General features: G+C 64.8%; 21 protein-coding genes. 10 read left to right on the plus strand and 11 right to left on the minus strand.

Annotated features, from left to right (window positions below):
* Nucleotides 1-272: 272 nt before the first annotated feature.
* Together D8Z78_RS22560 and D8Z78_RS22565 are read right to left on the minus strand one after the other, a co-directional pair.
* A complete protein-coding gene (locus D8Z78_RS22560) occupies nt 273-1,127 on the minus strand; it encodes a dioxygenase family protein (RefSeq protein ID WP_121633147.1) in 855 nt (284 codons plus the stop codon).
* 6 nt (nt 1,128-1,133) lie between these two features.
* Nucleotides 1,134-1,349: a hypothetical protein gene (locus D8Z78_RS22565; protein ID WP_128910893.1), complete on the minus strand. Its 216-nt coding sequence runs from the start codon at nt 1,347-1,349 to the stop codon at nt 1,134-1,136.
* A gap of 52 nt (nt 1,350-1,401) precedes the next feature.
* On the opposite strand from D8Z78_RS22565, the gene D8Z78_RS22570 reads away from it, so the two are divergent.
* From D8Z78_RS22570 to D8Z78_RS22595, 6 genes are all read left to right on the plus strand, one after another.
* The gene (locus tag D8Z78_RS22570; RefSeq protein ID WP_121633145.1) at nt 1,402-2,325 is read left to right on the plus strand and encodes a LysR family transcriptional regulator; all 924 of its coding nucleotides are present in this window, start codon (nt 1,402-1,404) and stop codon (nt 2,323-2,325) included.
* 114 nt (nt 2,326-2,439) lie between these two features.
* Nucleotides 2,440-3,960 carry an arabinosylfuranosidase ArfA gene (arfA, locus tag D8Z78_RS22575; protein ID WP_121633143.1) on the plus strand — a complete coding sequence of 507 codons (1,521 nt, stop codon included), beginning with the start codon at nt 2,440-2,442 and terminating at the stop codon, nt 3,958-3,960.
* 26 nt (nt 3,961-3,986) lie between these two features.
* Nucleotides 3,987-5,072 carry an ABC transporter ATP-binding protein gene (locus tag D8Z78_RS22580; RefSeq protein ID WP_121633141.1) on the plus strand — a complete coding sequence of 362 codons (1,086 nt, stop codon included), beginning with the start codon at nt 3,987-3,989 and terminating at the stop codon, nt 5,070-5,072.
* Between the two features lie 28 nt (nt 5,073-5,100).
* The gene (locus tag D8Z78_RS22585) at nt 5,101-6,378 is read left to right on the plus strand and encodes an extracellular solute-binding protein (protein WP_121633139.1); all 1,278 of its coding nucleotides are present in this window, start codon (nt 5,101-5,103) and stop codon (nt 6,376-6,378) included.
* A gap of 64 nt (nt 6,379-6,442) precedes the next feature.
* The gene (locus D8Z78_RS22590) at nt 6,443-7,330 is read left to right on the plus strand and encodes a carbohydrate ABC transporter permease (protein WP_121633136.1); all 888 of its coding nucleotides are present in this window, start codon (nt 6,443-6,445) and stop codon (nt 7,328-7,330) included.
* Complete coding sequence (locus D8Z78_RS22595) at nt 7,327-8,151, plus strand: carbohydrate ABC transporter permease (RefSeq protein ID WP_121633134.1); 825 nt, start codon at nt 7,327-7,329, stop codon at nt 8,149-8,151. Before D8Z78_RS22590 ends, D8Z78_RS22595 begins: the two co-directional genes overlap by 4 nt.
* A 16-nt stretch (nt 8,152-8,167) precedes the next feature.
* On the opposite strand, the gene D8Z78_RS22600 is transcribed toward D8Z78_RS22595, so the two are convergent.
* The gene (locus D8Z78_RS22600) at nt 8,168-9,121 is read right to left on the minus strand and encodes a GlxA family transcriptional regulator (protein ID WP_121633132.1); all 954 of its coding nucleotides are present in this window, start codon (nt 9,119-9,121) and stop codon (nt 8,168-8,170) included.
* A gap of 253 nt (nt 9,122-9,374) precedes the next feature.
* Between D8Z78_RS22600 and D8Z78_RS22605 the strand changes: the two genes are divergently transcribed.
* The 4 genes from D8Z78_RS22605 to D8Z78_RS22620 are packed head-to-tail and all read left to right on the plus strand — an operon-like array spanning nt 9,375 to nt 13,859.
* A complete protein-coding gene (locus tag D8Z78_RS22605; protein ID WP_121633130.1) occupies nt 9,375-10,097 on the plus strand; it encodes a GntR family transcriptional regulator in 723 nt (240 codons plus the stop codon).
* Entirely contained in the window at nt 10,094-11,029 is a 936-nt protein-coding gene (locus tag D8Z78_RS22610; protein ID WP_121633128.1) for a dihydrodipicolinate synthase family protein, read from the plus strand. The genes D8Z78_RS22605 and D8Z78_RS22610 overlap by 4 nt, the downstream gene beginning before the upstream one ends.
* The gene (locus D8Z78_RS22615) at nt 11,026-12,522 is read left to right on the plus strand and encodes an aldehyde dehydrogenase (RefSeq protein ID WP_121633126.1); all 1,497 of its coding nucleotides are present in this window, start codon (nt 11,026-11,028) and stop codon (nt 12,520-12,522) included. The genes D8Z78_RS22610 and D8Z78_RS22615 overlap by 4 nt, the downstream gene beginning before the upstream one ends.
* Before the next feature lie 5 nt (nt 12,523-12,527).
* The gene (locus D8Z78_RS22620; protein ID WP_121633124.1) at nt 12,528-13,859 is read left to right on the plus strand and encodes an NAD(P)/FAD-dependent oxidoreductase; all 1,332 of its coding nucleotides are present in this window, start codon (nt 12,528-12,530) and stop codon (nt 13,857-13,859) included.
* 16 nt (nt 13,860-13,875) lie between these two features.
* Here the strand turns inward: D8Z78_RS22620 and D8Z78_RS22625 are convergent, their stop codons facing one another.
* From D8Z78_RS22625 to D8Z78_RS22660, 8 genes are all read right to left on the minus strand, one after another.
* The gene (locus D8Z78_RS22625; protein WP_121633122.1) at nt 13,876-14,616 is read right to left on the minus strand and encodes an SDR family NAD(P)-dependent oxidoreductase; all 741 of its coding nucleotides are present in this window, start codon (nt 14,614-14,616) and stop codon (nt 13,876-13,878) included.
* An 84-nt stretch (nt 14,617-14,700) separates the two neighbouring features.
* Nucleotides 14,701-16,257, minus strand: a complete 1,557-nt coding sequence (locus D8Z78_RS22630) for a trimethylamine methyltransferase family protein (protein WP_121633120.1) — start codon at nt 16,255-16,257, stop codon at nt 14,701-14,703.
* Nucleotides 16,258-16,442: 185 nt separating this feature from the next.
* Nucleotides 16,443-17,471: a trans-3-hydroxy-L-proline dehydratase gene (locus tag D8Z78_RS22635; protein ID WP_121633117.1), complete on the minus strand. Its 1,029-nt coding sequence runs from the start codon at nt 17,469-17,471 to the stop codon at nt 16,443-16,445.
* Between the two features lie 2 nt (nt 17,472-17,473).
* The gene (locus tag D8Z78_RS22640; protein ID WP_121633115.1) at nt 17,474-19,519 is read right to left on the minus strand and encodes an NADH:flavin oxidoreductase; all 2,046 of its coding nucleotides are present in this window, start codon (nt 19,517-19,519) and stop codon (nt 17,474-17,476) included.
* 415 nt (nt 19,520-19,934) lie between these two features.
* Nucleotides 19,935-20,390 carry an SRPBCC family protein gene (locus D8Z78_RS22645; protein WP_121633113.1) on the minus strand — a complete coding sequence of 152 codons (456 nt, stop codon included), beginning with the start codon at nt 20,388-20,390 and terminating at the stop codon, nt 19,935-19,937.
* A 99-nt stretch (nt 20,391-20,489) separates the two neighbouring features.
* Nucleotides 20,490-21,257: an XdhC family protein gene (locus D8Z78_RS22650; protein ID WP_240672232.1), complete on the minus strand. Its 768-nt coding sequence runs from the start codon at nt 21,255-21,257 to the stop codon at nt 20,490-20,492.
* 2 nt (nt 21,258-21,259) lie between these two features.
* On the minus strand, nt 21,260-22,438 hold the full coding sequence (locus tag D8Z78_RS22655; protein ID WP_121633110.1) for a vWA domain-containing protein: 1,179 nt from the start codon (nt 22,436-22,438) through the stop codon (nt 21,260-21,262).
* Nucleotides 22,435-23,313 (minus strand): AAA family ATPase, encoded by an 879-nt coding sequence (locus D8Z78_RS22660; RefSeq protein ID WP_121633107.1) that lies wholly within the window; start codon nt 23,311-23,313, stop codon nt 22,435-22,437. The genes D8Z78_RS22655 and D8Z78_RS22660 overlap by 4 nt, the downstream gene beginning before the upstream one ends.
* Nucleotides 23,314-23,392 lie beyond the last annotated feature (79 nt).

The following is a 23,392-nucleotide window of genomic DNA, read 5'->3' on the forward strand; positions in this document are numbered from 1 at the left end:
CTCCAATCCTGTCAGCAACAGGGGAAGTGTGACACTTCTGATTTGCAGATGTGGGACACTTTAACTTTGCGGCTACAGGTGACGCGCGGATAATCGAGGTTATGTTGTGAATTGTCGGAACCCGAAACTGATGTGCGCTGGCCATTATTCTGGTGCAGCCGTCGCAAAGCTCGGTCGCGAACCGTTCAAGATCCTTGACCTGTCGGGCATCGAGGCTCCTTCTCCGCGTTGCGACACATGCAACTTAGTTAAAGACGGTATCTGACCTTGGGTCAGGATCGCTGCAGCACGAAATCGTACCGTGATTGCCATCTTGTCTCGCCGCCTTCGACCGGGTCGAACGTCGCGATCAACGACTGTTTCACCCCGAACACCGCGTCCGAGGTCAAATAGTCGTCGCCCGCGACGAAGGTATGCGTGGTGACCGGGTCGAAGCCCTCTGCGCTGACGATGAAATGCATATGAGCGGGGCGATAGGGATGCCGCCCGAGATGCCCCAGCATTTGCCCCACGGGCCCATCATCCGGGATGGGGTATGAGACGGGCTTGATCCCGTCGAACCAGTATTTGCCATCCGCCCCGGTGGTGAACACACCGCGGTTGTTGTGCCGGGGCTGCACATCCGGTTGCTGCACGTCGTAGAACCCGTCCTCGCTGTCGCTCCAGACGTCGATGCGGGCGCCCGCGACCGGGTGGCCATCCAGATCGGTGACTGTGCCGAAGAACCGGCAGGTCTCGCGTCCGCCTGCCTTGGTGATGTTGGCGCCCATCTCGTAATCCGGCACGCCATCGACGTGGAACGGGCCAAGCACGGTGTTTTCCGTGGCCCCGCTGGGGCGGCGGTTGTTGATCGCATCGACCAGCATCGAGACGCCCAGCACATCCGACAGCAGGATGAATTCCTGCCGGTTGCCGCCGCAGATCTGGCCGGTGCGCGTCAGAAAGTCGATGGCCACGCCCCATTCGTCCTGCGTCAGCTCCACGTCCTTGACGAAAGCATGCAGGTGTTTGACGAGGCTTTCCATGACGGTCTTCAACCGCGCATCGGCATCGTCGGAGACACGCGCGTTGACGGTCTCGGCCGAGGCTTCCTCGGTGAAATAGGCGATCTGGGTCTGGTCGGTCATGGCGTCCTATCCGTTGGCTGGGGGGCGCTGCCCGACATGCGCGCGGGTCAGCAGGTCAAGGATACCCTTTCGGGTCACGTCGCGCGGATACTTGTAAGGCGTCTGCACGCCGCTGTCTGCGCCCTTTGTCGGATCGTCGTGCGACAGAGCCGGATCGCGCAACTCTGGCGCGCGGCTTGACGGCTTGAACAGGCCGACAGCGCGGTTAAGCTTGCACGGCACAGGGCCACCGACGGCCCTGTTCCTGGGTCTGGTCTTGGGGAGAACACCGGGAGTGAGTCTTTATCTTCGTTCGCTGAGACCGGTGCAGCTGCGCCTGATCGCCGCGATTGCGCAGCTGGGCAAGTTGCGGCTGGCGGCGGATCTGTGCGGCATGACGACGCCCGCCGCCTCGCGCATGTTGACCGACATGGAAACCCAACTGGACACCGAACTGTTCGAGCGCAGGCCGAAGGGAATGGTGCCGACCCCCGCAGGCGCGGTGTTGGTGCGGCATGCAAGCAAGCTGGTGCATGATGTCGACCAGATGGCAGCGGAATTCGATGCGCATCTCGCTGGCAAGGGGGGCGCGGTCCGTGTGGGCGCGGTGACCGGCGGCGCGCTGGCGATCGTGATCCCCGCCATCCTCGAGATGAAACGCGAGTCGCCCCTCGTGGATGTTTCGCTGGACGTCTCCTCGACCGCGCAACTGATGCATGGGCTCGAACGCGGCGAGTTCGACTTTACCCTCAGCCGGGTCGGGTCGGACGACTATTCACGCGATTTCGACATCACGCCCGCGCAGACGGAATCGGTGCTGTTGATGGTGCGGCGTGGCCACCCCTTGGCAGAGGCCGGGCCGGTTGCGCTGGCCGATCTGCAGGATGCGATGTGGACGATGCAGGACCGGGGCGCACCGATCCGGCACGCGCTGGAAATCGCCTTTCATGACGAGGGCATCGACCTGCCGGAAAACCTGATCAAGACCGCGTCGGTGGTCGCGATCATGGCGCTTTTGCGGGACTCGGACGTGATCGCGGTCATCACGCAGGAAGTCGCTGACCTGCTGCTGTCGCCGCCCTACAACGCCGATCTCGTGCTGTTGGAGACGCAAAAACCGATCTCGATCGAGCCCTATTACGTGTTGTGTCCGCGTGACAGGCTGATGTCGCAAGCCGCCCGGACCCTGCTGGAGCGGGTGCGCGCGCGGTTGAAATAGCTGCGGGACCGCGCGTTACCAATGCTGTCAACGCGAATGTAGAAAATGTAAATTTCTGTTAACGCCGTAGGTGCGTAGGGTCCTCCTCAAGCAAGATTCGCACCGGGAGGGGACATGAAAGGCCGCGCAACAATCCACCGCGATTTCAGCATCGCGCGCATCGACGACCGCCTGTATTCGGCATTCATCGAACATATGGGCCGCGCCATTTACAGCGGCATCTACGAACCGGGGCACCCCACCGCCAACGCGCAGGGCTTTCGCAAGGACGTGCTCGATCTGGTGCGGGGGCTGGAAATCCCGGCGATCCGCTATCCGGGCGGCAACTTTGTCTCTGCCTACAAATGGGAGGACGGCATCGGCCCGAAGGAAGACCGCCCCGTGCGGCTGGACCTTGCGTGGCGGTCCAAGGAAACCAATCAGGTGGGCATCAACGAATTCGCCGGTTGGGCCAAGGACGCGGGTATCGAGATGATGCTGGCCGTCAACCTCGGCACGCGCGGCATCGAAGAGGCGCGCAACTTCGTCGAGTATTGCAACCATCCCTCGGGGACGTATTGGAGCGATCTGCGCCGCAGCCATGGCGTGGCCGACCCCTATGGCGTCAAGATGTGGTGCCTTGGCAATGAGATGGACGGCCCTTGGCAGATCGGCCACATGGAGGCCAAGGAATACGGGCGTCTGGCGGACGAGACATCCAAGGCAGTGAAGGCGTTCGGCGGCGGCATAGAAACCGTGGTGTGCGGGTCTTCGAACGACGAAATGCCAACCTATCCCGATTGGGAACGTCAGGTGCTGGAGGAATGCTACGAGAATGTCGACTACATCTCGCTGCACAAGTATTTCGGCAATTCCAGCCGCAACACCCTGAACTACTTCGCCAAGATCGAGGAAACCGGGCGCTATATCCAGTCCATCGCCGGGGTGATCGATTATGTGAAGGCCAAGAAGCGGTCGAAGCACGACATCTATATATGCTTCGACGAATGGAACGTCTGGTATCACAACCGCGAGCAGGACAGTAAGAACTGGCACAGTTGGGATTGGCCAGAGGCCCCCGCGCTGCTCGAAGAGGATTACAACCTCGAAGACGCGATCTTTGTCGGCGGGCTGCTGAACGAATTCATCCGCCGCTCCGACCGGGTCAAGATCGCCTGCATTGCGCAATTGGTGAACGTCATCGCGCCGATCCGCGCCGAACGGGGTGGCAAGGCATGGGCGACGTCGATCTACTATCCTTACCAATTCGCCAGCCTCTACGGGCGTGGGACGGCGCTGAACGTGGCGGTGGACAGCCCGCGCTATGACGCGGACGCGGCGCAGGATGTGAACTATCTCGACTTGGCGGCCGTGCTGGCCCCGGATGGCACCTCGATCACCGTATTCGCCATCAATCGCAGCCTCGATGAGCCGATGGAACTCGACCTTGCGCTGCACGGGTTCACCAATCTGCAGCTTGTCGATCATCAGGTCATGGGCGGCGATCACGCGCAGGCGCGCGTGGCCAACACCAAGGACGAGCCGGACCGGATCAAACCGCGCAAGGGCGAGGACCTCGGCGTGGTCGATGGCGCGGTCAAGGGCACGCTGCCCGCCTTTTCCTACAGCGTCATCCGGCTGTCGGTCGGATCGTAGGCACGGCACAAAAGGGAGGAGCCAGCATGGAGGACACCGGCGTACACCTGCGGGGCGTGACGAAGGATTTCGGCGCGGTTCAGGTCATTCGCGGCGTCGATATCGATATCGAACGCGGGCAATTCGCGGTCTTTGTCGGGCCGTCGGGCTGCGGCAAGTCCACGCTTCTGCGGATGATCGCGGGGCTGGAGGAAACCAGCGGCGGCAAGATCATCATCAGCGACCGCGACGTGACCGATTTCGACCCGGCGGATCGCGGCGTGGCGATGGTGTTCCAGTCCTACGCGCTGTATCCGCACTTGTCGGTGTTCGAGAACATGGCCTTCAGCCTGCGCCTTGCGAAACGCCCCAAGGCCGAGGTCAAGGACAAGGTCGTTGAGGCGGCGCAGATCCTGCAACTGACCGACCATCTGGACAAGAAGCCCTCGCAACTGTCGGGCGGCCAGCGCCAGCGCGTCGCCATCGGGCGGGCCATCGTGCGCGACCCGGATGTGTTCCTGTTCGACGAACCCTTGTCCAATCTGGATGCAGAGCTGCGCGTCGCGATGCGGCTGGAACTGGCCCGTCTGCATCAAAAGCTGGGTGCGACGATGATCTACGTCACCCATGATCAGGTCGAAGCCATGACGCTGGCCGACGTGATCTTTGTCCTGCAAGGCGGCTATGTGCAGCAATCGGGCGCGCCGCTGGACCTGTATGACGACCCAAGCAACCGCTTTGTCGCCGGGTTCATCGGCTCGCCCTCGATGAATTTCTTCAATGCCACGGTGGAGGACCGGACCGATACCGGTATACGCGCCCGGCTCGAAGGGCAGCCGGACGTGGCCTTTGACGTGGACCTGACCGCGCCGCCCGATCCCGGCGCGACCGTCGTGCTGGGCATGCGCCCCGAACATCTGGTCGTGACCGAGGGCGAGGGCATGCGCGTCACCGTCGACGTGGCCGAGGAACTGGGCGGCGTGTCCTACCAGCATGGCACGCTCGACGGCGGCGACCCGGTGATCTTTCAGCAGACCGGCGCGCGCCACAACATGCACGGCACCGTGCAGACCGTCACCCCGCAGACCGACCGCATTTTCGCGTTCACCCCGGAAGGGGACCGCATTCGGTGAAACACCGACAACAAGGAGGAGGACTGAAATGAAACACACATTGTCCAAGCTGGCGGCCACCACCGCCCTGATCACTGGCCTGTGCAGCCCCGCATGGGCGCAGGTCGAGGTCGAATGGTGGGATTTCCTCGCAGGCGGCGACGGCGTCCGGATGAAGGCGCTGATCAGCCAGTTCAACGAAGAACACCCCGACATCCAGATCGAGGGCACGACGCTGGAATGGGGCCTGCCCTTCTACACCAAGGTGCGGACATCCGTTGCCGTGGGCGCAGGCCCCGACATCATGACCTATCACCTCTCGCGCCTGCCCTTGGCGCTGGAAGAGGACGTGCTGTCGCCGATCTCGGATGCCGATCTGGAAACCGCCGGCCTGTCCAAGGACGACTTCTTCGAGGCGTCGATCACCGCCGCGTCCACCGATGATGGCCAGCTGATGGCGATCCCCTTCGACATCCACGCGGTCGTCGTGCACTACAACCGCACGGCGCTGGAGGGCACGGAATGGCTGGACGATGATGGCAACCTGACCAACATCAACTCGATCGAGGACATGACCAACCTGCTGACATGGGCCAAGGAGCAGGGCTTTTCCGACCCGCTCAGCTTCCAGTCCGAGGGCGGCGGCGGCACATGGCGGATGTTCTACACCCTGCTCAGCCAGCAGGGCGGCGAGATCCTGACCGATGGCGAAGTGCTGGCGGGCGACAACATGGACAAGGCCGTGACCGCGATCCAGACGCTGGCCGACTGGCGCGCAGCCGGGCTGATCCCCGAACAGGCCGCCTATGAGGCATCGGTCGCGCTGTTCTCGGGCAGGAAATCGGTGCTGCACATCAACGGTGTTTGGGAGGTCCCGACCTTCAAGGACCAGACCGAGGACGGCTCGCTGGGTTTTGAGTGGTTCGCCAACGAGGTGCCGCAGATGATGGACCAGCCCGCCACTTGGGCGGACAGCCACGCCTTTGCCATCCCGAACGACCCCGAGATGACGCAGGAAAAGCGCGACGCGGTGTTGGCGGTGATCGGCTGGATGCAGGAACATTCGCTGGCATGGGCGGGCGCGGGCCATATCCCCGCCTACAAACCCACCGTCGAAAGCGCCGAATATGCGGAACTGCAACCCAACGCCACCTACGTGTCCTTGGCGGACAACGCGGCCTTTGACCCCCGGTCCAAGATCGCCGGTGTCGCCTCGCCGATCTATGACGCGGTGGACAACCTGATCGCGCCGGCGGTGCATGGCTTCCTCAGCGCCGAGGATGCCGCCGCCCAGATGAAGGACCAGTTGCAAGGTCTGCTGGACTGATCCAAGACGACCGGGGGCGCCGCGCGTGCCTCCGGACTCCGCCAGATGACAAAGGGAGGTCGCCATGTCCATCGCCACGCGCCGCCGCCGGGAAGTGCGGGATGCGATCCTGCTGGTCGCGCCCTTCCTCATCATCTTCGGCGTCTTTTTCCTGTATCCGACCTACAAGGTCATCGCGCTGAGCTTTACCGACGCGCCGCTGATCGGCGAAGGCAACTGGATCGGGCTCGACAACTACATCAAGCTGTTCAGTGACCGGCTGTTCTATACCTCGGTCTGGAACAACTTCTACTTCGTGCTGCTGACGGTCATCCCGACCACCATCATCGCGCTGTTGATCGCGCTGGCGGTGGGCAAGTTGAAGGGCCGGATGCAGGCGCTGGTTCTGACGCTGTTCTTCCTGCCCTACGTGCTGCCGGTCTCCGTCGTCACGATGATCTGGGCATGGATGCTGGATTTCCAGTTCGGCATCCTGCAACCGCTGATCGAGGCGGTGACGGGCAAGCCGGTGCCCGTGTTCAAGAACCCCTATTGGGTCATGCCGATGATCGCCGTGGTGACGATCTGGTGGACCAATGGGTTCAACGTGCTGCTGTTCATCGCCGGGCTGCGCAACATCCCCGATGATCTGTACGAGGCCGCCGCGCTTGACGGCGCCACCGCGTGGCAACGCTTCTGGCGGGTGACATGGCCGCTTCTGTGGCCGATCACGGCGCTGGTGCTGACGCTGCAACTGATCCTGCAATTGAAACTGTTCGATCAGGTCTACCTGCTGTCCAACGGGGGGCCGTTCAATTCCTCTTACGTGGTACTGATGCAGATGTATCGCGAGGCGTTCCAGCTGAACAATGGCGGCTATGCCTCGGCCATCGCCATGGTGCTGTTCGGGATCATCGTCATCGTATCCGTCCTGCAATTCCAACTGCTCCGCATCGGAGGGCGCCGCAAATGACCGCGAAACAGGGCCGCAACATCGCCTTTTCCGCGCTGGTGCTGATCGCCGCCGCGATCTGGATCTTTCCGCTGTACTGGGCGCTGACCACCTCGCTGCGCAGCGAAAACCGCATCGTCTCCGATGCGGGCGTTTGGATCGACGAGTTGAACTTCTCCGCCTATATCGAGGTGCTGTCGACCTCGAAACTGCCGATCTGGTATCTCAATTCCGTCGGCACCTCGCTGATCATCACCGTGATCGTGCTGATCACCGGGATGATGTGCGCCTATGCGCTGTCGCAACTGCGCTTTCCGGGGCGGCGGTTGTTGTATCTGGTCGTGGTGGCCAGCTTCATGGTGCCGGTACCCGCGCTCTATGTCGCACAATTCGTGTTGATGAGCGACCTTGGGCTGGTCAATTCGTGGTGGGGGATCATCCTGCCGCAGTTGATCGTGCCGGTCGTGGTGATCGTCTACAAACAGTTCTTCGACGCGATCCCGAAGGAAATGCGCGAGGCCGTCCTGCTGGATGGCGGGGGCGAGTTCACCCTGCTGTTCAAGCTCTACCTGCCGCTGAACTGGGGCATCACGGCGGCGCTGGCGATCATCACCTTCATCAGCGCGTGGAACAACTTCTTCTGGCCGTTCCTCGTGGTGACGAGCGAAAGCATGATGACCATCCCGGTCGGCATCACGCAGGTCAATGACAGCTTCGGCGTGTTCTATGCGCGCATGATGGCGCTGGCCCTGCTGGCGGCGGCGCCGGTGATCATCGGCTACCTGATCTTCCAGAAGCGCGTGACAGAGGCGGTCATGATCTCGGCCGGGGTCAAGGGCTGATGGCGGGGCCTGTGCCCTAGCCCAGCCTGCCGCGCTGCATCATCGGTGTGCAGCCAAAGGCGGTCCTGTAGACCCGCGAGAAATGCCCCGGGCTTTCAAAGCCGCAGGCGACGGCCACGTCCATGATCGACATTTCGGTCTGAACAAGTAGGTGGCGCGCGCGTTCCAGCCGCATCTCCATGTAGTATTTCTTGGGGGACGCGTTGAGATACTTGCCAAAGAGCCGCTCCAGCTGTCGCGTCGAGATGCCAAGCTCGCGCGCGATCTCGGACGGCGAAATCGGGTCTTCGAGCTGTTCCTTCATGCGGGCAATTGCGGCGGCAAGATGGGGATTGCGCATGCCGCTGCGCGATTGAAGCGACACTTTCTGTTCCGCCGTGGCCTCTCGGACGGCGGTGTAGACCATCTGGTCGGCCACCGCGAAGGACAGGTCGCTGCCGTGGTCCTCGGCAATCATGTGCAGCATCAGGTCCGCCGTGGCGGTGCCACCGGAGGCGGTGGGATGCTTTGCATCCGAGACGAAGACGTTCCGAAGCAGGCTGACTTCGGGGAATTTCTCCATGAAGCTGTCGTGATATTCCCAGTGAATCGCGGCCTCCCGACCGTTCAGGAACCCGCCAAGTGCCAGCACCCAACTGCCCGAACACAACGCTCCGATCCGGGTTGTGCTCATCCGGTCCTTGCGCCGCAGGGCATTGAGCAGAACGGAATGGTCCTTGGATTGCATCCTGATGCCCGAAAGCACGAACAGCCGATCGCAATCGGGGAGCGCGTCAAACCGATGCTGCACCTCGATCCGGGTGCCATCGGAACTGCTGGCGGTCTGCCCGTCGAGAGAGGCGTAGGACCATCGGTACAAGGTCTGACCAGAGATCAGGTTGGCGATGCGCAAGGGGTCCACCGCACAGGCGAACGCCATATGGGTGAAGTCGTCGACCAGTGCGAAAACGATATGTTGTGGTCCCGACATGCGCGGTGCCCTTACCGGAAAAGCGCTGCGCGGATGGCTTCAAGAGCCGCTGTCGCGCGCTTTTCAAAGATTTTCCAGACGTCTTCGCAGCGGATCACCGCATCATCGGATTGCTCTGCCATGTGGTCCTCCATCGCGTTGGAGATCGCATGAATGTCTTGTGTAGACAAGATGTCTTTTATTAGACTACACACGGTCGTGCCGAAACCTGTCGCAAGCCCCCTTGCGGCATGACTGTTCAGGAGGCGGACCCATGAGCGGACGATCAATCAGCAAGAAGGCGCGCTGCGTCGAGGACCTTCGCCGACGGATTCTGACGCAGGATTTCGAGCCGGGCAGCTACCTCGAAGAGGCCGAACTGTCCGAATCCTACGAGATCTCCCGCCCGCCCCTGCGCGAGGTGTTCAACCAGCTTGCCGGTGAGGGATACGTCGTCCTGCATCAAAATCGCGGTGCGCAGGTCGCGCCGATGACGCACAAGACGATGCGCAATTTCTTCATGGCCGCGCCGATGCTCTATTCCGCCGTCTCGCGGCTGGCCGCCGAACACGCGACCGAGGCGCAGATCATGCGGCTGAAGGACACGCAGACCCTGTTCCGCAAGGCGATCCGCGACGGCGAAACGGCGGAGCGTGCCCTGATGAACCAGCGCTTTCACGCGATCATCGGCGAGATGGCCGATAACGAATTCCTGACGCCCAGCCTGCGGCGCCTGCTGATCGACCACACGCGCATCGGCATGTCGTTTTACAACCCCCGCAACCAGACGATGGCCGCGCAGCGCAATGTCGCCGCCGACCAGCACGACCAGTTCATCGCTCTGATCGAGGCTGGCGACGCCGATGGCGCAGCCCAGCTTGCCCTTGATCATTGGGAACTGTCGCGGGTCGAAATCGAAAGCTTTGTCACACCAGTTGGCATGCAGATCCCGCTTGGCCCCGCGCCGGGCGCTCTGGGCCAGAAAGGAGCCTCATGAAATTCGACGGCATTTATACGCCTGTCATCACGCCGCACCGCGCGGATGGCAGCATCGACCGTGACGCGCTGGTCGCCCAGATCGAGTATCTGATCGAGGCAGGCGTGCATGGGCTGATCAATGGTGGCTCGACGGGCGAATACTATGCCCAGAGCCTTGAAGAGCGGATGGAACTGGCCAGCTTCGTCAAGGACGTGATCGGCGACCGGCTGCCGCTGATCGTCGGCACCGTGGCGATCCGCCTGCCCGATTCCGTGGCCATGGCCGAACATGCGGCCAGGATCGGTGCCGCCGCGCTGCTGGTCGGCTCGCCGCCCTATGCCGTGCCGACCGAGCGCGAAAACGCGCTGAACGCGCTGGCAATCGACCGCGCCGCCGACCTGCCGATCATGCTCTATAACTATCCCGGCCGCATGGGCATCGACATGGGCGAGGAATTCCTCGACCGCGTCGGGCGCAGCCGCAATTTCTGCGCGATCAAGGAATCCTCGGGCGATATCAACCGTGTGCACCTGCTGGCGCGGGATTATCCGCATATCCAGATGTCCTGCGGCATGGACGATCAGGCGCTGGAATTCTTTGCCTGGGGCGCGCGCAGCTGGGTCTGCGCCGGGTCCAACTTCCTGCCAAAGGAGCACATCGCGCTGTGGAACGCCTGCCGGGTGGAGGGCGACTTTGACAAGGGCCGCCGGATCATGTCGGCGATGATGCCCCTGATGCGGGTGCTCGAACAGGGCGGCAAGTTCATCCAATGCGTCAAGCATGGCTGCGAGATGATGGGCAACTACGCCGGTCCGCCGCGCCCACCCCTGCGCCCTCTGAACAAGGACGACAAGCGGCAATTGGAACAGGTGGTCCGCGTGCTGAAACGCACCGTGGCCGAAATCGAAGCCGGGGCAAACGCCGGCACTCAGGCGGAGGCAGCAGAATGAGCGACCTTTTGACAACCGAGGAATACAAGGCCATCGCAGCAGATCTGGACCTGCCGACACAGGCCTTTGTCGATGGCAGCTTCCGGCCCGCCGCGTCGGGCGCGACCTTCGACACGATCAACCCGGCAACGGGCGCGGTGCTGGCCAAGGTGGCGGCCTGCGGCGCAGAGGACGTTGATTTTGCGGTGGAAAAGGCGCGTGAGGCGTTTGAGGACGGGCGCTGGTCGCGCCTGCATCCGTCCGAGCGCAAGGCGGTGCTGATCCGCCTTGCCAAGCTGCTGACGCGCAATGCCCGCGAACTGGCTGTGATGGAAAGCCTCGATTCCGGCAAGACGATCTACGATTGCGAAACCGTAGACGTGCCGGAGACGATCAACTGCCTCAAGTGGCATGCCGAGTTGATCGACAAGATCTATGACCAGGTCTCGCCCGCCTCGGACGATCACATCGCGATGGTGGTGCGTGAGCCCGTGGGGGTCGTGGGGCTTGTGCTGCCGTGGAACTTCCCGCTTTTGATGCTGGCGTGGAAGATCGGCCCGGCGCTGGCGGCGGGCTGTTCGGTGATCGTGAAACCGGCCGAGGAAACGTCCCTCACCGCGCTGCGGGTCGCCGAACTGGCGATGGAGGCGGGGGTGCCCGCCGGTGTCTTCAACGTGCTGCCCGGCACCGGCCCGGATGTGGGCGAGCCGCTGGGCCGTCACATGGATGTGGACGCGCTCAGTTTTACCGGCTCAACTGAAACCGGCCGCCGTTTCTTGCGCTACGCCGCCGAGAGCAACCTTAAGGAAGTCACGCTTGAGATGGGGGGCAAGAACCCGGCCGTGGTGCTGGACGATGCCGAGAACCTCGACCGCGTGGCGGCGCATGTGGTCAACGGTGCCTTCTGGAACATGGGCGAGAACTGTTCCGCCTCCTCGCGCCTCATCGTGCAGAAGGGCGTCAAGGATGCGCTTCTGGACCGGATCAAGGCGCATGCCCGCGAATGGCCGATGGGCGATCCGCTCGACCCGGTGAACCGGGTGGGCGCGCTGGTGTCGAAGGATCACTTCGACAAGGTCTGCTCCTATCTCGGCAAAGGGCCGAAGGTGGTGATGGGCGGCAGCGCCAAGGACGGCTTCGTCGAGCCGACAATCCTTGAAGTCACCGCCGACGCCCCACAGGCGCGGGAGGAGATCTTCGGCCCGGTCCTGTCGGTGCTGACCGTGGACAGCTTTGACGCGGCGATCGCCATGGCCAATGACACCGAATACGGGCTGGCGGCGTCGATCTTTACCGCCAATGTCAAACGCGCGCTCCGCGGCGCGCGGGCGATCCGGGCCGGCACCGTGACGGTCAACAGCTTTGGCGAGGGCGACAGCACGACCCCCTTCGGCGGGTTCAAGCAATCGGGCTTCGGCGGGCGCGACAACGGCATCCACGCGCATGACCAGTACACCCAACTCAAGACGATCTGGATCGACCTGAGCGATGACGCGGATGAGGCCGTCGATTGACGGGGATGCGCGTAAGCCGTCTGCCGGTTCTTCCCGGACCGGCGGCCTGGAACACGATCCTGGGCCCCGCGCCCGTGCGCCCCGCGCTGGACGGCGCGCGGACGGCGGACGTGGTCATCATCGGTGCGGGTTTTGCCGGGCTGTCCGCCGCGCGCCGGGTGCTGCAACTGCAACCGCAGGCCTCTGTCGTGGTGCTAGAGGCGGGCCGCATTGCCGAAGGCTCGGCAGGCCGCAATTCCGGCTTCATGATCGACCTGCCGCATGAGCTGACATCGGAGGATTACGCCGGGGCGGGTGATGACCGCGCGATGATCGCGCTCAATCGGCATGCCATCGGCTTTGCCGGTGAGGCGGTCGATGCCTACCAGATCGACAGCAATTTCTTTGACCGCGCGGGCAAGGTGAACGGCGCGGCCAGCGACACGGCCCATGCGCATAACGAAAGCTACGCGCAACACCTCGCCTCGCTGGGCGAAGGGTCTGAAATGCTGGACGCGCAAGACATGGCTGCGCTGACCGGCTCGCGGCATTACCGCTCCGGGCTGTATACGCCCGGCACGGTGATGCTTCAGCCCGCGGGCTATATCCGGGGTCTGGCCGCCGGGCTGTCGCGGGCGGGCGTGACGATCCATGAGACCAGCGCCGTCACCGCGCTGACCCGACAGGGTCAGGCGTGGAAGGTCGAGACGGCGCAGGGCCATGTCAGCGCGGGCCGCGTGATCCTCACGGTGAACGGCCATCTCGAAAGCTTTGGCTTTGAAAAGGGGCGGCTGATGCAGTTGTTCCTTTATGCCGTCATGACGCCGGAACTGGACGCAGACGCATTGACCAAGCTGGGCGGTCACAGCCGCTGGGGCATCACGCCCTCGGACCCGATGGGCACCACCGTGCGCCGGATCGACACCGGCCAGGGCGGCAACCGCATCGTGACGCGCACTTGCGCGACGCTTGCGCCGGGGCGCCGGATAGGGCCGGGCCATGTGGCCCGCGCCGCCCGCGTGATGCAGCGCAAGTTCGACCAGCGCTTTCCGCAATTGGCCGGGATGCGGATGGAGCACGCCTGGTCCGGGCATCTGTGCCTGACGCTGAATGGCGTGTCCGTCATGCGCCAACTCGACGACGGGCTGTTCTCGGGCTGCGTGCAGAACGGGCTTGGCACCGCGCGCGGCACCCTGACCGGGATCGGCGCGGCGGAACTGGCCTGCGGGGTCGACAGCGCCATCACCCGCCACTTCACCTCCGAGTCAAAGCCCAAACGCCTGCCCCCGCAGCCCTTTCAGCAGATCGGCGCAAATGCCGTGCTGCGCTGGAAGGAATGGCGCGCCGGGAACGAATAAGGCCCCTACGGGGGTATCAAACCTGCGGCAGGCTCAGCTTGGCCATGCGCCCGCCATCGACGGCGTAGACCTGCCCGGTGATGAAACCGCTTTCCTCTGACGCGAGGAACGCGACCAGCGCGGCCACCTCCTCGGGCCGCCCGGTCCGGCCAGCGGGATGAATCCGCGCGATCTCGTCGCGAAAGCCCTCAGGGTCGGGCATGCCGTCGATCATGGCGGTGTTCAGATCAGTGTCGATCCAGCCCGGCGCGACCGCGTTGCAGCGGATGCCCTCGGCCCCGTGATCGACCGCGACGGCGCGGGTCAGCCCGTGCAGCCCGGCCTTGGTCGCGCAATAGGCGGCATGGTTCGGGTTCGCGCCCAGCCCCTCGATCGAGCCGGTGTTGACGATGCTGCCGCGCGTCTTGCGCAGATGCGGCAGCGCGGCGCGGATCATCAGGAAGGGCGCGGTCAGGTTGATCATGACGGACCGGTTCCAATCGTCGAGCGACATGTCCTCGACCCGCGCCTCTTGCATCATGCCCGCATTGTTCACCAGCACGTCCAGCCGCCCGGCCCGGCGCACCACCTCGGCGACTACCGCATCGGGGCTGGCCGGGTCGCTGAAATCGGCCGCGACATGTTCGCAGTCAGGGTCCGGCCCCCGCTGCGCGGTGAACACCTGCGCGCCTTCACGGGTCAGGCGCCGGGCGATGGCCTGACCGATGCCGCTGCGCCCGCCGGTGACCAGTGCGACCTTGCCGTGAAACCGTGTCATGTTCTGGTCCTTCCTTGGCCCCATGCATACCGCCCGACAGAAAAGACCCGCCGGGAGCGGCGGGTCCAGTTGAGGAGGGAACCGTCAATACTCCTGGTTCAGCGCATCCGCTGCCGGGATCTCGCGCTCGCGGCGGGCGATGTAATCCAGCAGCGCCTCGTTCTTGGCCTCGTCCAGGGTCGGTTCCTGATACTCGGACAAGAGCTTGCGGGCATGTTCCAGCGCGCGCTGGGTGATCTCTTTCGATCCTTCGGCGGCCCATTGCTCGATCGAGTTGTTGTCGAAGAGTTCGGGCATGAAGAACGCGGTTTGGAAGTTGTCCTGCGTGTGCGGATGGCCAAGGTAATGCCCGCCCGGGCCCACATCCGGCACCGCCGCCAGCGCTTGGTCGAAATCGCCCCATTGCGGCCCCTGCGCCATGCGGTAGCCCATGGCGCATTGTTCCGCATCGACCACGAACTTGGCAACGGAACAGTGCATCCCGGCCTCGTTCCACCCAGCACTGTGCCAGATGTAGTTCGCGCCCGCATGCAGCACCGCCGACAGGGTGGTGGCGGATTCATAGCCCGCCTGCGCGTCAAAGGTCTTGGCCCCGCCCAGCGTGTTCGAGGTCCGCCACGGCACGCCGTAGAAGCGCGCCATCTGGCCGATCATGAAGTTCATGAGGCTGATCTCGGGCGTGCCTGCCATCGGCGCGCCGGACTTCATCGAGACGGTAGACAGGTAGTGGCCATAAATCGCCGGGCAGCCGCGCCGGATCACCTGCGTATAGGCCAGCGCCGACAGCGCCTCGGCATTCAACTGCGCCACGGTCGCGGGCACGCTTGCCGGCGTGTTCGCGCCGCCCAGCACGAAGGGAGAGCACAGCACGGGTTGGTTGCGCTTGCACAGCGCGCGCATCGCGCCCAGCATCGTCTCGTCCCAGACCAAAGGCGAGTTGCCGTTGCAATTGCCGGTGGTGACCGGGTTCTGCTCCATGAACTCTTCGCCGAAGAGAATGGCGCACATCTCCATCACGTCTTCGGCGTTCTTCGGGCTGGTGGTCATCGCCATGAAGGTCTTGTCGGAATGCTTCATCGACGAATAGGTGATGCGCAGGTGCCGCTGGCTGATCGGGTGATCATAGGGCTCGACGATGTGATGCGCCGAGGAATGCAGGGCGGGCATCATGTGGCTGAGCTTGTGGAACATCGCCAGATCGTCAAGCGTCGGGTTGCGCCGCACGTCGTCGAGGTCGCGCAGATAGGGCGCGCCGGTCATCGGCACGAAGATCGAGTGCGGCCCGCCAAGGCGCACATTCTTGGCCGGGTTGCGCGCGGAATAGGTGAAATCCGCCGGGATCGTCGCGATCAGGTCGCGCACGAGACCACGGTCCAGATAGACCATCTCGCCCACGACCTTGGCGCCCACCCGCTTCCAGTCTGCCAGCGCGATCGGATCGCGGAACTGCACGCCAACATTTTCGAGGATATTCATCGAGGCCGCGTCGATCTGTTCGACTTGCGCGCCATCCATCACCTCGCATAGCGGCAAGGCCCGGGTCAGGCCCGGCAGCATGGTGAAGTCGCGGGTGGTGCGCAGGGTGCGGCGGGCAGAGCGGCCGCCGGAGCGGGCGCGGGGGCGGGTCAGTGTCTCGGTCATGGCGGCCTCCTCTGGGGTTGCCCATAGAATGAGCGCAGGACCGAGTCGGCTCGTGACGGATTGCGAAGCGGAGACGACTACAAACGACTCCGTCGGGGTCGAATGGCACGCGGTCGCCATTGGACGCGGGGCTGCGGCGAAGGATCAGCGCGTCTTGCAGGGCATCGGCATCGCGCCAGTCCGCGTCAGCGCGCGCCCCATGTATCCGAAAGCCGGTACCCTTCGGGCCACGGATCGCTTGGGTCCAGCATGTGTTGATGGATGCCGGTGATCCAGCCACGGCCCGAGATTTCAGGGCGGATGGCGGGGCGGTCGCCCACGGTGGTTGCACCAAGGATCGTGCCCGAAAAGGTCGAGCCGATCAGCGAGCGCGCGGTCAAGCGGTCGCCGGTTTTCATCACGCCACGGGCCTGCAGCAGCGCCATGCGCGCGCTCAACGCCGTGCCGGTGGGGGAGCGGTCCACCTTGCCCGGCTGGATCGCCACGGCGGCGGCGGTTTCCAGACCGTTGGTGGTTTGCGTCAAAGGCCCGGCGAAGAGGCAAAAGGAAATGTGCCGCCAGTCCGGGTTTTCCGGATGGTGGAATCCGATCCGTGCATTGGCAGCGTTGGTGATCTGCACGCCGAGTTTGGCGATGTCATGCGCCTCATCCTCGACCAGCGCAAACCCCATCGCGGCGGCGTCGACGACCACGAAACTGTCACCGCCATAGGCGGTATCCACGGTCAGGGTGCCGATCCCCGCGACCTCCAGCCTGCGGTCCAATTCACCGGCGAAGGAGGCGACGTTCTGGACATGAATGCGCTCTGCCTTGCCATCGCGGCAGTCGGCCCGGACGCGCACCAGCCCGCCGGGGGCCTCCAGCACCATCTCCGTCACCGGCTCGACCATCGGCACCAGCCCGCCATCGAGCAGAACGGTGGCCACGCAGATGGAATTGGACCCGGACATGGGCGGCGTGTCCTCGGGCTCCATGATGATGAAGGCCGCGTCGGCCTCGGGGTGTTTCGGCGGCACCAGCAGGTTCACGTGCCGAAAGACCCCGCCGCGTGGCTCGTTCAGCACGAAGTTCCGCAGGGTCTGGTCGCGGGCGATCCAGCGGGATTGCGTCCAGATCGTATCGCCGGGCGGCGGCAGCACGCCGCCCACGATCACGTCACCCACCTCGCCTTCGGCATGGGCCGAGATGACGTGGATCGTCTTGGACGACCGCACCGTCAGATGTCCTTGACCAGCCGGAGCGCGTCGTAGATGGCGGCGTGGGTGTTGCGCGCGCTGACCGCGTCGCCGATGCGGAACAGCTGGAAGCTGCCTTGCGGGTTGCGCGTCACGGCCTGCGGACGGCCCTCGATCAGCGCCTCGTGATCGACCGCGCCGCCGTTGGTGGACAGGTCCTTGAGGTCGAAATACAGGTCGTCCAGCGGCAGGGTGCCGTAGTTCACGACCACTTGGTCATAGGTCTTTTCACTGGTGAAACCGCTGTAATCCGTGCCGATCAGGGCCTTCAGCCGGTTGCCGTCCTTCTCGACCGCTTTCAGGCGGCGGGTGACGGTGAAGGTCACGTCCTTGTCCTGCAGCGCGCGCATGTAAGGCACAAGGTTCATCGCCATCACCTCGGGGGCAAAGCTGCGGTCGGGGGTCATCACCTCGACCTTGGCGCCTGCTTGCGCGGCGACCTCGGCGGCCATCAGACCTGCGTGATCGCCCGCCTCGTCAAAGATCAGAACGTCCTGCCCCGGCTTCACATCGCCCGAGATCAGGTCCCACGAGGACACGATCAAGGGCTGCTCGGCGGGGTCCTCGAATAGGCCCGTATTGGGCATGCCGCCGGTGGCGACGATTACCACATCGGGGCTCAGCGCGGTGACGTCCTCGGCCTCGGCCCATGTGTTGAAGTGGAAGGCCACGTCGCGCGCCGCGCATTGCGCCATGCGCCAGTCGATGATGGAGATCATCTCGCGGCGGCGCGGGTTTTGCGCGGTCAGGCGGACCTGTCCACCGGGATCGGGCTGGGCCTCGAACACGGTGACGTCATGACCCCGTTCCGCCGCCACCCGCGCCGCCTCCAGCCCGGCGGGGCCGGCACCGACGATCACCACCTTCTTCGCCGTGTCGGCGGGGGGGATGGTGTGCGGCATGGTTTCCTCGCGCCCGGTCGCCGGGTTGTGGATGCACAGGGCCATGCCGCCCTGATAGATGCGGTCCAGACAGTAGGTCGCGCCGACGCAGGGGCGGATGTCCTCCTCGCGCCCCTCCATGATCTTCTTCACCACATGCGGGTCGGCCATGTGGGCGCGGGTCATGCCGACCATATCGAGCAGGCCCGAGGCGATGGCATGGCGCGCGGTCGCCACATCGGGGATCTTGGCGGCGTGGAAGGTGGGCATGCCGGTCGCGGCCTTGACCGCGCCTGCGAAATCCAGATGCGGGGCGTTCTTCATCCCCTGCACCGGGATCACGTCGGTCATCGCCGGATCGGTGTGGATGCGGCCCCGGATCACGTTGAGGAAGTCGACCATGCCCGACTGCGCCAGCTTTTTCGAAATCTCGATGCCTTCTTCTGCGGTGATGCCGCCGGCCTCGGCCTCATCCGCCGTGTAGCGCAACCCGACGATGAACTCGTCGCCCACCCGCTTGCGGATGCCGGCCAGCACGTCCATCAGCAGCTTCATCCGGCTGTCGAGGGTCTGGCCGCCGTAAGGCCCGTCGAGATCGTTGGTCAGCGGCGACCAGAATTGATCGAGCAGGTGGCCATAGACCTGCAGCTCGATCCCGTCCATGCCGCCCGCCTTCATCCGCTCGGTGGCGTCGGCGAAATCGGTGATGATGCGCTCGATATCCCAATCCTCGGCGCGCTTCGGGAAGGCGCGGTGCGCCGGTTCGCGGTGCATCGTCGAAGACACGGAGGGCAGCCAGTCGCCCTTGTCCCAGCGGGTGCGGCGGCCCAGATGCGTCAGCTGGATCATCACCGCGCAGCCATTGTCGTGGCAGGCATCGGTCAGCTGCTTGATATAGGGCACCACCTCGTCCTTGTAGGCGAGGATGTTGTTGAAGACCGGAGGGCTGTCCTTCGACACCGCCGCCGAGCCCGCCGTCATCGCCAGCGCCACGCCCGCCTTGGCGCGTTCCGCGTGGTAGGCGGTATAGCGGCCCTTGGGCATGCCGTCCTCGGGATAGGCCGGTTCATGGCTGGTGGTCATGATGCGGTTGCGCAGCGTCAGATGCTTGAGCTGGTACGGCTGGAGAAGGGGATCGGTGGACATGGCGCGCCTTTTGGTATGATGTCGCCACTATTTTCAAAATGTTCAGTTGTGTCAATTAAAAGTTCATCTGTGTTTATTTCCTGCACGGCAGCGAGGTGCAAAGCCTTGGGCCCGCCGGATCGGTGCGATCCAACGGGAAGCTTCACTGCGGCTCTGGGTGATGATCCCGGCACGGGGACGTGGGGCGAAAAATCCAGCAAACCATGCGACATAGCCCATTTCGGCGGGCTTCATGCGCGAGTACAAAGGCGCACTGATCGCCGGTCAGCACAGAGATGGCCCCTTCCGGTCCCGGACCGGTTCGGCGCCATTGTGCAGCCGCACGGTGCGCGGCGTCAGCAGATTGCGCGATTCGATTGGACGGCGCGCGGGCCACGACAATGGCGCGACCCGCACAGAAAGTCAGGAACCGGGTTCAGCCCGCGACCCGTTCCTCCACGACCTCGGCGAAGTTCTCAAAGAACTTGGCCGCCAGCTTCCGGGCCGTCCCCTGAATGAGACGGCTGCCCAGCTGGGCCAGCTTGCCCGACACCTCGGCCTTGGCATCGTAGCGCAGCAGGGTCGTGTCCGGGTCTAAAGCCGTCAGGGTCACATCGGCGCCGCCCTTGGCATGGCCAGCCGCGCCGCCATTGCCCTGCCCGGTCAGCGAAAACGACTCCGGTGCGCCTGCGGTGTCCAGCGTGACGGTGCCACCGAACTTCGCCTTCACCGGCCCGACCTTGAGCACGACACGGGCCTCGAGTTCGGTGTCGGAATGCTTGACCAGTTCCTCGCATCCGGGAATGCACCGCTTGAGCACCTCAGGGTCGTTGAGCGCCGCATAGACACGGTCGCGGGGTGCGTTGATCGTGATTTCGTCGTTCAGTTCCATGGTCTTGTCATCCTCAGCAACAGGGGAAACGTATCTCGGCAAGCCGCTCGGCCTGCTCCTTGGTCGGGGCAAGTCGGCACATAAGCCGGGCCAGCCACGTCATGACGGCGCACGCCGCCGGCGCACATGAACCAGCTCGGCCAAGATCGACAGAGCGATCTCTTCGGGCGTCACCGCCCCGATATCGAGCCCGGCTGGCGCGCGCACCGCATCGACCCGGGCGGGGTCGATGCCGTCCTTCTTCAGGGTGGCCGCCAAGGCCGCGAATTTCCGGCGGCTGCCGACAAAGGCCACGTGGTCGAAAGGCTGCGCCAGCGCCGATTTCAGCGCGTCGAGATCCGCCTGCCCCTGCGTGGCGATGACGACGATCCGCTGGCCCGGCCCGCGCGTTTCGTCCGGCACGGTGCCGCGCACCTGCCAGTGGAACTGCGGGGCCAGCGCGGCCAGCGCCTGCGCCACGGGCGAGCCGCCGAGCACTACCAGTTCCGGCACCGGCAGGCAGGGTTCGACGAAGATCTCGATGGCGCCCTTGGACGGGCAGCCATTGCGGGCATAGCGCCGCCCGTCGAGCTCGTCACCGGGCGAGACGCCCAGATCCGACAGCACCTCTTCGGGCGCTACGGATACGAGTTGCGGCCTGCCCTCGTCGAGCGCCCGCAACACCGCCGCCTTGACCGCGCCACGCGTGCATCCGCCGCCCAGCCAGCCGTGCAGGATCATGCCGTCTGCACCAAGCACCGCCTTGGCGCCGGGTTTCGCGGCTGTCGCGCCGACCGTGCGCAGGATGGTCGCAAAGGCAAACGCCTCGCCCCGTTCGCGCAGCTCGCGCGCGACGCTCTCCACATCCGCCGTCATGCCCAAAGTCATCTTCACAATCCCACCAGCTCCCCTTCCAGTGCGGCAAGGTCCGCAAGGGTCCCCGCCGCCGCGAACAGATCGAGATGCGGCAAGGCCGCTGCCATGCCGCCCGCCACCGGCGCGTAATCGCGCCAGCCTTTCAACGGGTTCAGCCAGACGATTCGGCAGCCCCGCTTTTTCAGGCGCGCCAGCGCCGCGCCAAGGTCCGACGGCGGCGCGCTGTCATAGCCGTCCGAGAGCACCAGAACGACGCTGCGCCCGTCGACGAACCGTCGGGCATGGGTCCGGGCGAATTGGTCGAGGCAAGGCCCGATCTTCGACCCGCCGCCAAACCCGTCGGCCACCAGCGACATGCGCCCGATCGCGCGCATCGTATCCTTGTCGCGCAGCGCCTCGGTGATCCGGACCAGCCGGGTGTGAAACAGATAGGCGTCCGCCTCCGTATCGGCGCGCATGAGCCCGGCGAGAAACGCGAGAAAGACGCGGGAATAGACGCTCATCGAGCCGGAAACGTCGCACAGCGCCACGATCCTGCGCGGCCTGTCCGGCCTGCGTTTCTTCAGCAGCGTCAGGGGCTCCCCTCCGGTCGCGAGGCTGCGCCGGATGGTCTTGCGGAAATGCAGCCGGTCACCCTTGCGCGCTGCGATCCGACGACGCGAGCGACGATCCCTGAGCGCCGCACCCAGCCGCCGCGCCACCGCCTCGGCCTCGGCGATCTCGTCGGGCTGGACAACCTCGCGCAGGTCCCGGCGCGCCAGACTGCGGTGCCGCGTGGCGATCAGCTTGCCGGTGCCGTCGCGCTCCGCCTCGTCCTCTCCGTCCTCCGGGGCCGTCATGCTGCCGGTCCCTGCCGCCGTGCCCCCTGCGTCTCTCGACGAATGTATCGCTTCCGAGCCTGCAGTTTGCGCCGCAGGCGTCACCTTTTGACGGACCCGCCCGGCATCCATCCAATAGGCGTCGAACAGCGCATCGAACCGGTCCGCCTCGTCGCGGCAGCCCGTGCAGACCGCCTTGAGCGCGCCGCGACAGGCATCCGGCGTGACCGCACCGGACACCTCCAGCGCCCGAAGACACAGCCCGGTTTCCGCCACCCCCAGACGCAAGCCATTCTCGCGCAAATGCGCGAGGAACCCGGCGACGCGCGCGGCGGGCCCCGGATCGCGCCCGGCAAAGCGGGTGACCCGGCTCATGCCGCCTTCCCCGCCAGCCGCTGTGCCACCTCGGTCGTCACCCGCGCGCGGTCCTCCTGCGTCTTGAGCAAGGTCACGAGCGTGGCCTGCAAGACCGCCGGATCGCGTGTCAGATCGGCAATGCCCAAGCCAGTCAAGGCGGCGGCAAAGTCGAGCATCTCGGCGACGCCCGGCACCTTGTCCAATTCTTCGCGGCGCAATGCCTGAACGAAGCCCACCACCTGCGCGGCAAGCCGCGCCTCGACCTCGGGCAGCCGCGCCGCGAGGATCGCCAGTTCGGTGGCCCGGTCGGGATAGTCGACGAAAGCGTACAGGCAGCGCCGCCGCAGCGCGTCCGACAGGTCGCGCGTGCCGTTCGAGGTCAGGATGACCACCGGCTTCGTCACCGCCTCAAGGGTCCCCAACTCGGGCACCGTCACCTGAAAATCCGACAGAATTTCAAGCAGGTAGGCCTCGAACTCCTCGTCGGCCCGGTCGATTTCGTCGATCAGAAGCACCGGCGCGACCGGCTGCGAGATCGCGGCCAGCAAGGGGCGTTCCAAAAGAAAGTCCCGGGAAAAGATCCGCGCCTCGACCGATTGCCCGGTCTCGCCATCTTCCGCCGCCGCGCGGATCGTCAGCAATTGCCGCTGGTAGTTCCACTCATAAATCGCCTGCGACGCATCCAGCCCCTCGTAGCATTGCAACCGGATCAGGCGCGTCTCGCGCACCGCCGCCAAGGCCCGCGCCACCTCGGTCTTGCCGACGCCCGCCGCCCCTTCCAGCAGCAAGGGCCGCCCCAGCGACACCGCCAGCGTCAACGCCATGGCCAAGTCATCGGACGCCACGTAGCCCTGCGCGGCCAGATCGCCCTGCACTTCGCGAAACCCCGTCACGCACGCCTCCCTGCTGTTTCTTCTCTTTTCAAATACCCGGTGGGGGGTGCGGGGGGAGGTGAAACCTCCCCCCGCCCCG

It is taken from the genome of Tropicibacter alexandrii (genome assembly GCF_003667315.2).
GTDB lineage: Bacteria > Pseudomonadota > Alphaproteobacteria > Rhodobacterales > Rhodobacteraceae > Tropicibacter > Tropicibacter alexandrii.

Bases quoted from the DNA above. Each gene is read 5' to 3' on its own strand.
- D8Z78_RS22625 (WP_121633122.1), bottom strand. From the start codon at position 14,616: ATGACACGGTTTCACGGCAAGGTCGCACTGGTCACCGGCGGGCGCAGC.
- D8Z78_RS22590 (WP_121633136.1), top strand. From the start codon at position 6,443: ATGTCCATCGCCACGCGCCGCCGCCGGGAAGTGCGGGATGCGATCCTG.
- D8Z78_RS22645 (WP_121633113.1), bottom strand. From the start codon at position 20,390: ATGGAACTGAACGACGAAATCACGATCAACGCACCCCGCGACCGTGTC.
- D8Z78_RS22640 (WP_121633115.1), bottom strand. From the start codon at position 19,519: ATGTCCACCGATCCCCTTCTCCAGCCGTACCAGCTCAAGCATCTGACG.
- D8Z78_RS22585 (WP_121633139.1), top strand. From the start codon at position 5,101: ATGAAACACACATTGTCCAAGCTGGCGGCCACCACCGCCCTGATCACT.
- D8Z78_RS22605 (WP_121633130.1), top strand. From the start codon at position 9,375: ATGAGCGGACGATCAATCAGCAAGAAGGCGCGCTGCGTCGAGGACCTT.
- arfA (WP_121633143.1), top strand. From the start codon at position 2,440: ATGAAAGGCCGCGCAACAATCCACCGCGATTTCAGCATCGCGCGCATC.
- D8Z78_RS22615 (WP_121633126.1), top strand. From the start codon at position 11,026: ATGAGCGACCTTTTGACAACCGAGGAATACAAGGCCATCGCAGCAGAT.
- D8Z78_RS22650 (WP_240672232.1), bottom strand. From the start codon at position 21,257: ATGACTTTGGGCATGACGGCGGATGTGGAGAGCGTCGCGCGCGAGCTG.
- D8Z78_RS22630 (WP_121633120.1), bottom strand. From the start codon at position 16,257: ATGACCGAGACACTGACCCGCCCCCGCGCCCGCTCCGGCGGCCGCTCT.
- D8Z78_RS22655 (WP_121633110.1), bottom strand. From the start codon at position 22,438: ATGAGCCGGGTCACCCGCTTTGCCGGGCGCGATCCGGGGCCCGCCGCG.
- D8Z78_RS22560 (WP_121633147.1), bottom strand. From the start codon at position 1,127: ATGACCGACCAGACCCAGATCGCCTATTTCACCGAGGAAGCCTCGGCC.
- D8Z78_RS22610 (WP_121633128.1), top strand. From the start codon at position 10,094: ATGAAATTCGACGGCATTTATACGCCTGTCATCACGCCGCACCGCGCG.
- D8Z78_RS22580 (WP_121633141.1), top strand. From the start codon at position 3,987: ATGGAGGACACCGGCGTACACCTGCGGGGCGTGACGAAGGATTTCGGC.
- D8Z78_RS22600 (WP_121633132.1), bottom strand. From the start codon at position 9,121: ATGTCGGGACCACAACATATCGTTTTCGCACTGGTCGACGACTTCACC.
- D8Z78_RS22620 (WP_121633124.1), top strand. From the start codon at position 12,528: ATGCGCGTAAGCCGTCTGCCGGTTCTTCCCGGACCGGCGGCCTGGAAC.
- D8Z78_RS22595 (WP_121633134.1), top strand. From the start codon at position 7,327: ATGACCGCGAAACAGGGCCGCAACATCGCCTTTTCCGCGCTGGTGCTG.